This is a genomic window from Streptomyces griseicoloratus (genome assembly GCF_014534645.1).
Lineage (GTDB): Bacteria > Actinomycetota > Actinomycetes > Streptomycetales > Streptomycetaceae > Streptomyces > Streptomyces griseicoloratus.
The window spans coordinates 25,657-38,880 of the sequence record NZ_JACVQF010000222.1; the positions used below are offsets into that span (position 1 = coordinate 25,657).

The window sequence follows — 13,224 nt, forward strand, 5'->3', positions numbered from 1 at the left end:
GGACGGGCTCCTCCACGGCACGCTCCCGGGGCGGGACCCCCGGCGGTGGAGACCCTCGCTCGAGCGGACGACTCCCGTCCGCACGCACCGCCCTTTCTCGTCGGCCGCGCCCTCGCCGCAACTGCGCATGCCTTGAGGCCCGGTGTCCGGGTACGCGGTCACGGCCACCACGGCAGTCGGTACTCGAACACATCCGGCCGCGTGCAGCGGCCCGCCCAGAACGGAGAAGAGGCTGATGAGCGAGGCCAACCCCCTCAAGCGGGTAGCCAACAAGGTCACCGAGAGCCTGAAGGGCGGCGGTGACGGACCGCCCGAGGGGATTCCCGGCAGGCCCGCTGTCGAGTCCCCCTCGGTCGCCGAACCCACCGAGCCCCGCGAGCCGCTGCCCCCCAAGCCGGACCAGAGCGGCCCGGACACCGTGTCGCCGACCGGTCAGCCGACGGGGGCCGACCAGGCCAGGATGGCGCAGTCCGGAAGCTATCTGACGACCGCTCAGGGCGCCCGGCTGTACGACACCGACCACTCGCTGAAGGCCGGGCCGCGCGGGCCCGTGCTGCTGCAGGACCACCACCTGCGCGAGAAGGTGATGCACTTCGACCACGAGCGCATCCCGGAGCGCGTGGTCCACGCCCGCGGCGCGGCGGCGCACGGTGTCTTCCAGAGCTACGGCACGGCGGCCTCCCTGACCAAGGCCGCGTTCCTCGCCGAGGACGTGGAGACGCCGGTGTTCGTGCGTTTCTCCACGGTGGTGGGCTCCCGGGGCTCCGCCGACACCGTGCGGGACACACGCGGTTTCGCGACGAAGTTCTACACCAGCGAGGGCGTCTTCGACCTGGTCGGCAACAACATCCCGGTCTTCTTCATCCAGGACGCCATCAAGTTCCCGGACATCATCCACGCCGTCAAGCCGCAGCCGGACCGGGAGATCCCGCAGGCGCAGAGCGCACACGACACCTTCTGGGACTTCGTCAGCCTGCACACCGAGGCCACCCACCACACCCTGTGGCACATCTCCGACCGGGGCATCCCCCGCTCCTTCCGGATGATGGAGGGCTTCGGCGTCCACACCTTCCGCCTGGTGAACGCGGAGGACGGCACGACGCTGGTGAAGTTCCACTGGAAGCCCAGGCTCGGCGTGCACTCCCTGGTGTGGGAGGAGGCGCAGATCATCAACGGCGTCGACCCCGACTTCCACCGCCGGGACCTCGCCGACGCCATCGAGTCGGGGGCGTATCCGCAGTGGGAGCTGGGCATCCAGACCTTCCCCGACACCCCGGACCAGACCTTCGAGGGCATCGACCTGCTGGACCCGACGAACATCGTCCCCGAGGAGCTGGCGCCGGTGCAGCCGGTCGGGCTGCTGACCCTCAACCGCAATCCGTCGAACTTCTTCGCCGAGACCGAGCAGGTCGCCTTCCACGTGGGGCACCTCGTGCCGGGCATCGACATCACCGACGACCCGCTGCTCGCGGGGCGGCTGTTCTCGTACCTGGACACCCAGATCACCCGCCTGGGCGGCCCCAACTTCCCGCAGATCCCCATCAACCGCCCCCACGCGCCGGTCAACGACATGCTGCGCGACGGCATGCACCAGACGGCCGTCCACCGGGGCGTCGCCCCCTACCGGCCCAACTCGGTCGACGGGGGCTGCCCGTTCACCGCGGGCGCGGACACCGGGGCGTACATCGAGGCGCCGGTGCGCGTGCCGGAGGCGACGAAGGTGCGCGCGGCGCCGGAGTCGTTCGCGGACCACTTCAGCCAGCCCCGCCGGTTCTGGCTGAGCATGAGCCCGGTGGAGCGGGAGCACATCATCGGCGCCTACACCTTCGAGCTGGGCAAGTGCTACGAACAGGCCGTCAAGGAACGGGCGCTGCAGGTGCTGGCCAACATCGACCCGGAACTGTGCGAGGCCGTCGCCACCGGCCTGGGTCTGCCGGCCCCGAAGCCGACCGAGCCGCTGGCCGACGTCGAGCCCAGCCCGGCGCTGTCGCAGCTCGGCCGGACCTGGCCCGCGGACGGCCGCATCGTCGGCATCGTGACCGGCGAGGACGGCGACGTGGACGGTGTGCGTGCGGTGCGGGAGGCGGTCCTGAACGCCGGCATGGTCCCGCTGGTCGTGGCGCCGACCGGCGGCACCCTCGGCTCGGGCGACGGGGCGCTGAGCGTCCAGCGCACCTATGCCACCGCGCGGTCGGTCGAGTTCGACGCCGTCCTGCTGGCGGGGACGCCGGGCGTGGGCAGCGACGCCTACACCGCTCGGGACGCCAAGTCCGCCCCGTCTCCCGCGCAGCCGGGGACGACCGACCCGCGGGTGAGCCTGCTGGTGTCGGAGGCGTTCCGGCACGGCAAGGCCATCGGCGTCTGGGCGGGCGGCGAGGCCGCCCTCGAAGCGGCGGGCGTCCCCACCGACGCACCCGGCGTGATCGTCTCCGACTCCGGTACGGCCGCGCTGTCGCGGGTCACCGAACTGCTGGGCGCGCACCGGGTGTGGGAACGCTTCAACACCCAGGTCTGAACGGTGCCGTCCGCCGGGCCGGCCGCCGCGAGGGCGTCCGGCCCGGCGGGGTGTTCAGTACAGGACGCGCAGGGCGCCGGGCAGCACCCTGGCGGTGACGGGCAGGACGGCCTCGACCTCGCCGTCGGCGCCGTACGGTATCGCCCGGTCGGCCTCGATGCGGACCTCCCTGCCCCGCACCACCCGCACCTGCGGCCGGCGCACGTGGGTGCCCGACTCGAGTTCGTTCATCAGGGCGAAGAACAGCCGGCGCGGCGCTTCGTGGATCATGACGACTTCGAGCAGGCCGTCGTCGACCCGGGCGCCGGGGGCGATGAGCCGGTTCGAGCCGTAGTAGCCGGAGTTGGCGGCCACGACGGTGTAGCCGCCGAAGGCGTGCTCCTGCCCGTCGACGGTGACCCGGTAGCGGGTCCGGCGCCAGGTGGTGATCGCGCGCAGCGCCCCCGCGTAGTAGGAGGCGGTGCCGCGCAGCAGCCGTGCGTGGTTCGCGTGGCGGTTGGCGAGCGCGTCGACGCCCGCGTAGACGCTGCCGAGCACGACGGTGCGGTCGTGGACGGCGGAGGTGACCTCGACGGTGTCGACGGGGCGCGGCTCGCCGTGCAGGAGCAGGCCGGCGAGGGCGGCGGGCTCCCGGGGCAGTCCCAGCATGCGGGCGAAGTCGTTGCCGCGGCCGGCCGGGACCAGGCCGAGCACGGCCCCGGTTCCGCTGAGGGCGCCGCCGATGCCGCCGGCCATGCCGTCCCCGCCGACGGCGAGCACCACCCGGCCGCGGTCGCCGGCCTGCCGGGCGAGTTCCGTTGCGTGGGCGAGGCTCCGGCTGTACTCGGTCTCCAGCTCGGCCCCCGCCTCCCGCAGCAGCCGGGCCACCTGGAGCAGTGCCGCGGCCGAGGTGGATCCGCCCGCGGTGGGGTTGACGACGGCGGTGAACTGTCGCATCGATGTGCCTCCGGGCCTGCGGCTGGTGCCGGACTGTTGTCTCACGGGGATGGGTGGCGTCGGTCTGTGGGGGTCAGTCGGAGGGCAGCAGGACACCGGGGTTCAGCAGCCCGTCGGGGTCCAGCCGCCGCTTGACGGCACGCAGCGCCTCGACGCCGAGGGGGCCCGCCTCGCGGACGTACCAGTCGCGGTGGTCGGTGCCCACGCCGTGGTGGTGGGTGATGGTGCCGCCGGCGGCGAGGATCGCCTCGTTGGCGGCGTGCTTGGCGCGGGTCCAGTGCGCGACGGCGTCGTCGCCCTGGGCCGAGACCACGGTGAAGTACAGGGAGGCGCCGTTCTCGTAGACGTGCGAGATGTGGCACATGACCAGGGGCGGGGTGCCGGCCTCGGTCAGGGTGGCGGTGAGCGCGTCGCGTACGGCGGTGTACAGCGCGGGGACGCGGGACCAGTAGGTCGCCGTCTCCAGCGTCTCGGCAAGGGCGCCGGCGTCGAGCAGGGAGTCGCGCAGGTAGGGCGCCGAGTAGCGGCCGTGGGCCCAGCGCTCCCCGGGTTCCTCCCCGGCGAACGTGCCGCCGGACGCGCGCAGGACGGCCGCGGCGCCCTCGCGGCGGTGCGCGGTGTCCTCCTCGGTGCCCTCGAAGCCGACGACCGCCAGGCATCCGGCGGACTGTTCGAGGGCGGTCCCGATGGCGTCGGGCTGGGCGAGGCCGATCAGCGTCTCCGTCTCGTCGGACAGCCGCAGGACGGTGGGGCGCGGGCCGTCCTGGGCGAGCCGGCGCAGCGCGGCGGTCCCGTCGGCGAACGAGGCGAAGCGCCAGCCCTCGTAGCGGCGGACCCGCGGCACGGGCCGGATCCGGACGGTCACGGACGTGATGACGCCGAACGCGCCCTCCGAGCCCAGCACGAGCTGGCGCAGGTCGGGGCCGGCCGCCGAGCGTGGTGCGCGGCCCGTGTCGAGGGTGCCCTCGGGGGTGGCGAGGGTGAGGGCGAGAACCATCTCGTCGAAGCGTCCGTAGCCGGCGGAGGCCTGGCCGCTGGAGCGGGTCGCGGCGAAGCCGCCGAGGGTGGCCCACTCGTAGGACTGGGGGAAGTGGCCGAGGGTGTAGCCGTGTCCGGCGAGCAGCGCCTCGGCCTCGGGGGCGCGCAGGCCGGGTTGCAGGGTGGCGGTGCGGGAGACCGGGTCGAGGTCGAGCAGCCGGTTCATGTGCCGCAGGTCCAGGGCGACGAAGGCGGCCGGCCGGCCGGGGGCGAGGCCGCCGACGACGGAGGTGCCGCCGCCGAACGGGACGAGGGGCAGCCGGTGTTCGGCGCAGGCCCGCAGGACGGCGACGACCTCGTCGTGGCTCTCGGGGAGGACGACGGCGGCCGGGGTGTCGGTGACGTCGCCGTCGCGCATCCGCAGCAGGTCGGGGGTGGACTTGCCCCGGGTGTGGCGGATGCGGGTCTCCGCGTCGGTGCGCACGCGGTCCTCCCGGTCGCCGACGGCGGCGAGCAGGGCGCGGTGGGCGGCGTCGGCCAGGGGGGACGGGGGGACGTCGATCTCCGTGAGGCGGACGGACGCGGCCTCGCGGGGCTTGACGCCGAGCAGGTCGCGCAGCAGCCCGGTCACGGTGTCGGGCAGCGGCGTCGCCCTCGCCGGGTCGCCCCAGCCGTTCCACAGCATGTCCATTGCCTGTCGTCCTCACCGGTCGATTCGGGGGATGCCGTCTGCACGGCCTCATGGGCGTTACACTGTTACACATGACGCCTAACCGTCACAAGGACTCGGCCCGCCCGAACCCGCCGGACAACGACGCCGTCCTCGACGCCGTGCGCGACTGCGTCCTGGCCGTCGGCGTCCGCCGGACGACCATGACCGACGTGGCCCGCCGCGCGGGCGTCTCCCGGATGACGCTGTACCGGCGCTGGCCCGATGTGCGGTCCCTGGTCGGCGACCTGATGACGCGGGAGTGGATCGCCGTGGCCACCGGGAACATGCCCGAGCCCCGGCCGGGCACGGGCACCCGCCCGCGCATCGTCGAGGGGCTCGTGGCCGGAGTGGCGGCGTTCCGCGCCCATCCGCTCTTCCGCAAGATCGTCGACGTCGACCCGGAGCTGCTGCTGCCCTATGTGCTCGACCGGCGCGGGGCGAGCCAGGAGGCGCTGCTGGAGCTGCTGGCCGCCGCGCTGCGCGAAGGGCACGCCGACGGATCGGTGCGCGCGGCGCACCCCGGACGGCAGGCGCGGTCCGTGCTGCTGGTCGTCCAGTCCTTCGCCCTGTCCCTGCGCACCATGACCGACGAGGACGACGCCGACCTGACCGCCGCGGCCTTCCTCGCGGAGCTGCGGACCATCCTGGAGAGGACCCTCACCCCATGAGCCCGACCAGCAGCCCCGCCGGGGCCTCCCTGTCCGCGGCCCGGCGCGCACGCGAGCTCGCCGACGCCGCCGGCGGCCGCGTGGCGGACGTCCTCGTCGTCGGTCTCGGCGCGACCGGTGCCGGAGCGGCCCTGGACGCCGCGGCCCGGGGCCTGGACGTCGTCGCCGTGGACGCCCACGACCTGGCCTTCGGCACCTCCCGCTGGAGTTCCAAACTCATCCACGGCGGGCTGCGCTACCTCGCCTCCGCCCAGCTCGACGTCGCCCACGAGAGCGCGGTGGAGCGCGGTGTGCTGATGGAGCGCACCGCGCCCCACCTGGTGCACGCCCAGCCGTTCGTGCTGCCGCTGACCCCCCTGGTCTCCCGTGGCCAGGCCGCCCTGGCGTGGGCCGGCTTCCGGGCCGGGGACACGCTGCGGCTGGCGGCGCGCACCGCCCGGGACACGCTGCCCGCGCCGCGCCGGCTGTCCGCTCTGGAGACCCGCCACCTCGCCCCGGCGCTGCGCTCCGGCGGGCTGCGCGGCGGACTGCTGTCCTGGGACGGCCGGCTCACCGACGACGCCCGGCTGGTGACGGCCCTCGCCCGGACCGCCGCCGCGCACGGCGCCCGGGTGCTGACCCGGATCAGGGCACTGGAGCTGACCGCGTCCGGCGCCCGGATACGGGACGAACTCACCGGCGAGGAGGGCGAGATCCGCGCCCGAGCCGTGATCAACGCCTCCGGCGTGTGGGCCGGCGACCTCGTGGACGGCATCCGGGTCCGGCCCTCCCGCGGCACCCACCTCGTCCTGCGCTCCGACGACCTCGGACCGCTCCCGGCGGGCCTGCACGTGCCGATCCCCGGGGAGACCAACCGCTTCGTCCTCGTCCTGCCCCAGGACGACGGCCGGGTCTACGTCGGGCTCACCGACGAGCCCGTGGAGGGGGAGATCCCGGACGTCCCCGAGGCTCCCGAGACGGACATCGGCTTCCTGCTCGACGTGCTCGGCTCGGTGCTGGACGTCCCCGTCCCGCGCGATGCCGTGGTGGGAGCCTTCGCGGGGCTGCGCCCCCTGCTGGACACGACGCCCGAGGGCCGGCCGGGGACAGCGCCGCGGACGGCGGACATCTCCCGCCGGCACGCCGTGCTCACCTCGCCGGACGGGGTGGTCACCGTCGTCGGGGGCAAGCTCACCACCTACCGCCGCATGGCCGAGGACGCCGTGGACGCCGCCGTCGCCGCCCGCCGGCCGGCCGTCGGCCCCTCCCCCACCGCCACGCTGCCGCTGGTCGGCGCCGCCTCGCCCGGCGTCCTCGCCGCGCTGCGCGCGCCACGCCGCCTGGTGCGGCGCTACGGCACCGAGGCGCCGGCCGTCCACGCACTCGCCTCGGCCGACCCCCGGCTCGGCGAACGCGTCCTGCCGGGCCATCCGACCACGGGCGCCGAGCTGCTGTGGGCGCTGCGCCACGAGGGAGCCCTCGACGCGGCCGACCTGCTCGACCGCCGCACCCGCATCGGACTGGTCCCCGAGGACAGGGCCGCGGCCCTCGCCGTCGTACGCGACCTCGTCGGCGAGGCCGCGGCCCTGCGGGACTGACGCGGGAACGGCGTCCGCGCGGTCACATCCCCTGATCCCCGTCCTGAACGGCCTTGCGTACCTTGGCCTCGATCTTGTGGAGGGACTGACCCCCCTCCTTGACGTACTCCGTCATCGCGGCCTGCGCGTCCCGGTCGAGGTCGCGCCATGCCCGTACGGCGGTCTCGTAGGTGGTCGACTGCCGCCGGGTCCACTGCTGCTGGGTGGGAGGCCCGTACGAGTCACGCAGCTGTTCGACCCGGTGGTGTGCCTGGTCGGCCGCGCGACGCTTCTGCACGAGCTCTTCGAATGTGTGAGCCACACATGAAGACCCTAGTCAGAGGACCGTCATCGCGCTCGTCGAGCCGCCGCCGGCGGCACAAGCGGCCCGCACGGGGGCCGAGGGGCCTTAGCATGAGCCACCGGCGACGGCGGGGCATGCCGGGCATGTCCGGGAGGCGGGGGAAGCGTGGCGGACATCGAGGGAGCGGCGGTGCCCGAGCGGCTGCTGATCACGCGTACCACCGCGGACGGCGGCGTCAGCCTCGTCACCGTCACCGGAGAGGTCGATCTCGACGGCAGCGGTCAGCTCCTCGACGTGCTGCTGTCCTGTGTGCAGACGGCGCCGGGCACGGTGGTCGACTTCAGCGAGGTGCACTTCCTGGACTCCAGCGGCATCAACGTGCTCATCGCCGCCCACCGGGCGGCCGAGTCCCGGGGCGTCTGGTTCCGCCTGGCCGCACCGCGGCAGGGCGTCCTGCGCGTTCTGCAACTGGTGGGCGTCGACACGCTCATCGTCTGTCACCCCACCGTCGAGGAGGCCCTGACCGCCTGAGGCCGGGCGGCACGGCGCGTCCCGCCCCCGGTCACCGCAGCGGCAGCCGGGCGTAGACGGTCTTCCCCGCGGCGTGGGGCCTGGTGATGATCTCCTCGCACAGGCGCGTCACCACCTCCAGACCGTGCCGGCCGACCCGCAGCGGGTCGCGCGGCAGGAACGTCGGAAAGCCCTCCCCCGTGTCCGACACGGCGATCTCGACACTGTCACCCACCAGCGTCAGCCCCAGCCTGCAGGGGCCGGGCGCGTGGCGCAGCGCGTTGGTCACCAGTTCGCTCGCGACCAGCCGGGCGGCGTCCAGGAAACCGTCGGCCATGTCCACGCCCGCCTCACCGAGCCGTGCGACGAACCGCTGCACGGCGTCCCGGGCGGCGGGGATCATCGCCGATCCCCCTCTGAAGTCCACCACCGCGGCCACGGCAGAGGGGTCCGAGGCATCGGGTGTGTGCGCGGGAGTCATCCAGAGCCTCACCGTCCGGTCCGGGGCCCGGGAGTGGCGGCGCAGGGCCCACGGCCCTTCACGATACGCATCGGGACGGTCACACCACGGCCTGCTCGCCCCGGCTTGCGCCGGACACACCCTGTTCGGGACACGCCTCGAACCGCAGTACGACGGGAACCGCGGTGCGACGGAGACGACGTCGCCCGGTCCGCGGCCGGAACCGACGGACCGGGGCGCGCCGGGTCCGGGCCCCGGCGGGGTGATCCGGACCCGGCGCGCCGGCCGGTTCAGGAGGCGGTGCAGGCGCCCACGACGGGCACGGCGTTGCTGCCGTTCTTCATGACCGTGAACCCGAAGCTGGTCGACGCCCCGGCGGCCAGGCTGCCGTTGCCGTTCGGCCGCATCGTCATGACGTTGCCGCTGCTGTCCCACGTGGGACTGCCGTTCCAGGTGGCGGAGATCTTCTGCGGCGGGGTCAGGGTGACGGTCGTCGTCCAGTTGCTGATCGCGGAACCGCCCGCGGTGATGGTGACCCTGCCGTTGTAGCCGTCGCCCCACTCCTCGGCCTTGCTGTACGTGGCCGTGCAGGTCGCACCGCCGCCACCGCCACCGCCCGAGCCGGAGCCGCCGAGGGCGGACAGGACGGCGTCGTAGGCGGGCTTCTTGTTGTAGTTGGAGTCGAACAGGAGCGGGGTGCCGCTGCTGCGCCACGAGTACTTGTCGGTGACGCCCCACACGGTGATGCCGGTGCAGCGGCTCACCGCGAGGCAGGCCCTGACCACGTTCGCGTAGCTGTTGGCCTGGGAGGTGCCGGAGCCCTCGATGTCGAGTTCCGTGATCTGCACGTCGACGCCGAGGTCGGCGAAGCGCTGCAGGTTGGCCTGGTAGTCGGAGGGGACCGGGGAGGCGCTGTTGAAGTGGGACTGGAAGCCGACGCAGTCGATGGGCACGCCGCGGGACTTGAAGTCCTTGACCATGGCGTAGACGGCATTGCTCTTCGCGTTGACGCCGTCGGTGTTGTAGTCGTTGTAGCAGAGCTTGGCGGCCGGGTCGGCGGCGCGGGCGGTGCGGAACGCCTCCTCGATGAAGCCGTTGCCCAGCTTGTCCTGGAACGGGGAGCTGCGGCGGGCGCCGCTGCCGCCGTCCTGGAACGCCTCGTTGACCACGTCCCAGCTGTGGATCTTGCCCTTGTAGTGCTGCATGACCCGGGTGATGTGGTTGTTCATCGCCGTCCGCAGGTCGGCGGTGCCGAGGCCGCCCACCCAGGAGGGCAGCTGGGAGTGCCAGACGAGGGTGTGGCCGCGGACCGTCATGCCCTGGCCGAGTGCGTGGTTCACGACCTGGTCGGCGGCGCCGAAGGTGAAGGTGTTGCGGTTGGGCTCGGTGGCGTCCCACTTCATCTCGTTCTCGGGCGTCGCCGAGGTGAACTCGCGGTTCAGGGTGGTGGCGTAGGCGGACTCGCCGAGGTGGCCGGCGGCGACGGCGGTGCCGAAGTAGCGGCCCTTGGCGGTCGCCGCCGACCCGAGCGTGTCGGCGGCCTGGGCGGAGTGGGCCGCGGCCGTCAGCGCCGTCACCGCGAGGAGCCCGGCTCCGGTGGCTCTCGCCAGATGTGTCAGAGACATGTCATCCCTTCTCTTGCGGTGCCGATGAGAGGTGGTGCGGAAATGCGGGTGGACCGAAAGTTTCGGAGTGATTTCCGAATATCGCGGAGGAGGTTACGGAGTTGTGTCGGCGAGGTCAACGCCCTCCACCGCTTCTTTTCTCCCGGAGGCGGGACACGCTCCCCCCAGCCTCCGTATTCAGCCATTCCGCTCGGCCGGCTCCGGCTGTACGGAGCGAGCCAAGGTGCCGAAATGACTCCGAAACTTTCGAGCACCCATCGCCACCCATGCGCCCGGATCGCGTGCACATGAGGATGCGGGGGCGCATTCTTGCTGTGTCGCCCGCGTGACGGCACACGGACGAGGTGGGGCCGATGACTGCAGGCGCCGAGGACGCAGGCCGGACGCCCGAGCGGCTGGCGGCACTGCTGATCGACGCCTCGACCGAGGCGATCAGCGCGACCGGTGGCCACGCGGGCGGGGTGTACCTGCGGTCCCGTACGCCCGGAGTGCTGCGGCTGTCCGTGCTCGCGGGACTGCCCGGGCCGCTGTTCCGTCCCTGGTGGCGGATGCACGCCGACCGCCCGTTCCCCGTCGCCGACGCCTACCGGCTGGGCGTCCGGGTGGTGCTGCCCAACGCCACCGAGACGATGCGCCGCTACCCCCAGTTCGCGGCCGGCCTGCCCTTCCCGTTCGGTTCCCTGCACGTGCCCGTCGCCGGCGCGCCGCGGCCCTACGGCGTGCTGTCCGTCATGCGCCCCGCGGTCCCGGACGTCGCCGAGCTGCTGGACGGCCTGGACGCGATGGAACGGCTGGCCCGGGGACTGGGTGCGGCCCTGGAACGCTGGGAGGACGACAGCGGGTCCCCCGTCGCCTGGGAGGGCGAGCCCCTGTGCGTGCGGCCACCGGCCTCCCGCCGGCCGGCCCAGCGCGCCGGGAGCTTCGCCTGTGACCCGGCGACGGGCACCGTGACCGCCGACGAGCCGCTGTGCGCCCTGCTCGGCGCGCACGGCGGCGGCGAGCGGCGCCCGACCACCCTCGACGCGCTCACTGCCGCCCTGGCCCCCGAGGACCGCCACCGCATCGCGGCCGCGGTGCGTCAGACCGCGGCCGGCAGCCCGCCGCCGCTGCCCCTGCACGTGCGGGCCCCCGACGGCGGGCTGCGCCTGCTCGAACTGTGGAAGCCGCATGCCGCACCGACCGGCGCCGGCCCGGTGCGCGGCGTGGTCCGCGATCCGGCCGCCGCGGCCGTGGCCGACGCGGCCGCCGACCTGCTGCCGGACGGCGTGTTCTGCATGGACCGGCTGGGCGTCGTCGTCTACGCCAATCCGCGCGCCGCCCAACTGCTGGGCCGGCCGCGGGCGAAGCTCCTCGGCCACTCCCTGTGGGACGCGGTGCCCTGGCTGGACCAGCCCGCGTACGAGGACCATCTGCGGGGCGCACTGCTCTCGCCCGAGCCGGTGCACTTCCACATCCGCCGCCCGCCCGACGACAGCCGCAGGACGCAACCGCAGCCCTACGAGGGCGACTGGCTCGCCCTGTCCGTCCACCCCGGGCCCGACATCCTGACCGGCACCCTGCGTCCGGCCAACCGGGTGGCCGACGCCTCGGCCGGCCTCACGCCCGAGCACGGCGCGTCCGCGGCGGCGTCCGCGCAGGCGCCCGCGGCCGGCGGCTCCGCACCGGGCGCCGCCTCGGCCTCTCCCCTGTACCGTCCCATCGTCCTGGCCGTGGCCCTGACCGAGGCGGTCACGGCCCGTCAGGTGTCGGCCGTGGTGGTCCGGGAGCTGCTCCCGGCGTTCGGCGGCCGCCGGCTCGCCATCTACCTGCTGCACGACCGGCATCTGTACCTGGCGTGGGAGACGGGTTTCCCGCCGGGCTTCCTCGCCCCGTTCCAGGGGGTCGCGCTGGATGCCCGGCTGCCCGGCGTGGAGACGCTCACCAGCGGCCGTCCGCTCTTCTTCGACTCCATGCAGGCGCTGGCCGCCGCCTACCCGGGCATTCCGCTGGACGCGACGGTCGGCGCCCGCGCCTTCCTGCCGCTGATCGCCTCCGGGCGTCCGGTCGGCTCCTGCATCCTCGGCTTCGACCGCTCCCGCAGCTTCAGCACCGAGGAGCGTACGGTGCTCACCGCCCTGGCCGGGCTGATCGCGCACGCCATGGAGAAGGCGCGGCGCTACGAGACCGAGACGGCGCTCGCCCGCGGACTGCAGCGGGCACTGCTGCCCCGGCGCCTGACGGCGCACCCGCTGGTGGAGACCGCCGGGCGCTATCTGCCCGGCACCGAGGGCATGGAGGTGGGCGGGGACTGGTACGACGTGGTCACGACGGGCAACGGCATGGCCCTGGTCATCGGCGATGTGCAGGGGCACGGCGTGCAGGCGGCGGCGACCATGGGGCAACTGCGCAGCGCGGTGCGGGCCTTCGCGCTCGGCGACCGTCCGCCGGACGAGGTGATGAGCGGGACCAACCACCTCCTGATAGACCTGGACCCGGGTCAGTTCGCGAGCTGCTGCTACATCCGGCTCGACCCGGCCACCGGACGGGCCTGCGCGGCCCGGGCCGGGCACCCGCCGCCGCTCCTGCGACACCCGGACGGACGCACCCGCCTGCTGGACGTGCCCGGCGGGGTCGTCCTCGGGGTGGACCCGCAGGCGCAGTACCCGCTGACGGAGTTCCGGCTCGACCCCGGTGCCGTCCTCGCCCTGTACACCGACGGGCTGGTGGAGCGGCCCGGCACCGACATCGACGACGGCATCACCGCCCTGCGGGCGGCCCTGGCCGAGTCCGGCGCGCCCTCGGCGGAGCCCGGCGGCCGCTCGTTGGCGGCCATCGCCGACCGGCTCACCGTGCCGGCGCGCCAGGCTGCCGACCGCCCCGACGACACCACCCTGCTGCTGGCCTTCCGCCGCCCCGGCGCCGGGAGTCCGCGGTGAGGCACCGGGGCGCGGCGCACGCCGCCCCGGCGTCGCCGGGTCCGG

General features: G+C 74.1%; 10 protein-coding genes. 5 read left to right on the forward strand and 5 right to left on the reverse strand.

Going from position 1 to position 13,224, the window contains the following annotated elements; all coding sequences use genetic code 11:
- The first annotated feature begins 235 nt into the window (after positions 1 to 235).
- Positions 236 to 2,515 (forward strand): catalase, encoded by a 2,280-nt coding sequence (locus tag H0H10_RS29730; protein WP_188184233.1) that lies wholly within the window; start codon positions 236 to 238, stop codon positions 2,513 to 2,515.
- A gap of 54 nt (positions 2,516 to 2,569) precedes the next feature.
- Here the strand turns inward: H0H10_RS29730 and H0H10_RS29735 are convergent, their stop codons facing one another.
- Positions 2,570 to 3,451, reverse strand: a complete 882-nt coding sequence (locus H0H10_RS29735; RefSeq protein WP_188184234.1) for a diacylglycerol/lipid kinase family protein — start codon at positions 3,449 to 3,451, stop codon at positions 2,570 to 2,572.
- Between the two features lie 73 nt (positions 3,452 to 3,524).
- Complete coding sequence (locus tag H0H10_RS29740) at positions 3,525 to 5,120, reverse strand: FAD-binding oxidoreductase (protein WP_188184235.1); 1,596 nt, start codon at positions 5,118 to 5,120, stop codon at positions 3,525 to 3,527.
- A gap of 71 nt (positions 5,121 to 5,191) precedes the next feature.
- On the opposite strand from H0H10_RS29740, the gene H0H10_RS29745 reads away from it, so the two are divergent.
- Together H0H10_RS29745 and H0H10_RS29750 are read left to right on the forward strand one after the other, a co-directional pair.
- On the forward strand, positions 5,192 to 5,809 hold the full coding sequence (locus H0H10_RS29745) for a TetR/AcrR family transcriptional regulator (RefSeq protein ID WP_188184236.1): 618 nt from the start codon (positions 5,192 to 5,194) through the stop codon (positions 5,807 to 5,809).
- Complete coding sequence (locus tag H0H10_RS29750; RefSeq protein ID WP_188184237.1) at positions 5,806 to 7,386, forward strand: glycerol-3-phosphate dehydrogenase/oxidase; 1,581 nt, start codon at positions 5,806 to 5,808, stop codon at positions 7,384 to 7,386. Before H0H10_RS29745 ends, H0H10_RS29750 begins: the two co-directional genes overlap by 4 nt.
- Positions 7,387 to 7,408: 22 nt before the next feature.
- Here H0H10_RS29750 and H0H10_RS29755 read toward each other — a convergent pair whose 3' ends face one another.
- Positions 7,409 to 7,663, reverse strand: coding sequence for a hypothetical protein (locus tag H0H10_RS29755; protein ID WP_309141927.1), 255 nt, complete (start codon positions 7,661 to 7,663; stop codon positions 7,409 to 7,411).
- Positions 7,664 to 7,834: 171 nt separating this feature from the next.
- On the opposite strand from H0H10_RS29755, the gene H0H10_RS29760 reads away from it, so the two are divergent.
- Positions 7,835 to 8,200: an STAS domain-containing protein gene (locus tag H0H10_RS29760; RefSeq protein ID WP_188184239.1), complete on the forward strand. Its 366-nt coding sequence runs from the start codon at positions 7,835 to 7,837 to the stop codon at positions 8,198 to 8,200.
- A gap of 31 nt (positions 8,201 to 8,231) precedes the next feature.
- Here H0H10_RS29760 and H0H10_RS29765 read toward each other — a convergent pair whose 3' ends face one another.
- Together H0H10_RS29765 and H0H10_RS29770 are read right to left on the reverse strand one after the other, a co-directional pair.
- Complete coding sequence (locus tag H0H10_RS29765) at positions 8,232 to 8,582, reverse strand: ATP-binding protein (protein ID WP_223180629.1); 351 nt, start codon at positions 8,580 to 8,582, stop codon at positions 8,232 to 8,234.
- A gap of 347 nt (positions 8,583 to 8,929) precedes the next feature.
- Complete coding sequence (locus tag H0H10_RS29770; RefSeq protein ID WP_188184241.1) at positions 8,930 to 10,264, reverse strand: glycoside hydrolase family 10 protein; 1,335 nt, start codon at positions 10,262 to 10,264, stop codon at positions 8,930 to 8,932.
- A gap of 353 nt (positions 10,265 to 10,617) precedes the next feature.
- On the opposite strand from H0H10_RS29770, the gene H0H10_RS29775 reads away from it, so the two are divergent.
- Positions 10,618 to 13,179, forward strand: coding sequence for a SpoIIE family protein phosphatase (locus H0H10_RS29775; protein ID WP_188184242.1), 2,562 nt, complete (start codon positions 10,618 to 10,620; stop codon positions 13,177 to 13,179).
- Positions 13,180 to 13,224 lie beyond the last annotated feature (45 nt).

Coding starts and splice junctions, on each gene's coding strand:
- H0H10_RS29730 (WP_188184233.1), top strand. CDS start 236: ATGAGCGAGGCCAACCCCCTCAAGCGGGTAGCCAACAAGGTCACCGAG.
- H0H10_RS29765 (WP_223180629.1), bottom strand. CDS start 8,582: ATGATCCCCGCCGCCCGGGACGCCGTGCAGCGGTTCGTCGCACGGCTC.
- H0H10_RS29775 (WP_188184242.1), top strand. CDS start 10,618: ATGACTGCAGGCGCCGAGGACGCAGGCCGGACGCCCGAGCGGCTGGCG.
- H0H10_RS29770 (WP_188184241.1), bottom strand. CDS start 10,264: ATGTCTCTGACACATCTGGCGAGAGCCACCGGAGCCGGGCTCCTCGCG.
- H0H10_RS29750 (WP_188184237.1), top strand. CDS start 5,806: ATGAGCCCGACCAGCAGCCCCGCCGGGGCCTCCCTGTCCGCGGCCCGG.
- H0H10_RS29745 (WP_188184236.1), top strand. CDS start 5,192: ATGACGCCTAACCGTCACAAGGACTCGGCCCGCCCGAACCCGCCGGAC.
- H0H10_RS29740 (WP_188184235.1), bottom strand. CDS start 5,120: ATGGACATGCTGTGGAACGGCTGGGGCGACCCGGCGAGGGCGACGCCG.
- H0H10_RS29735 (WP_188184234.1), bottom strand. CDS start 3,451: ATGCGACAGTTCACCGCCGTCGTCAACCCCACCGCGGGCGGATCCACC.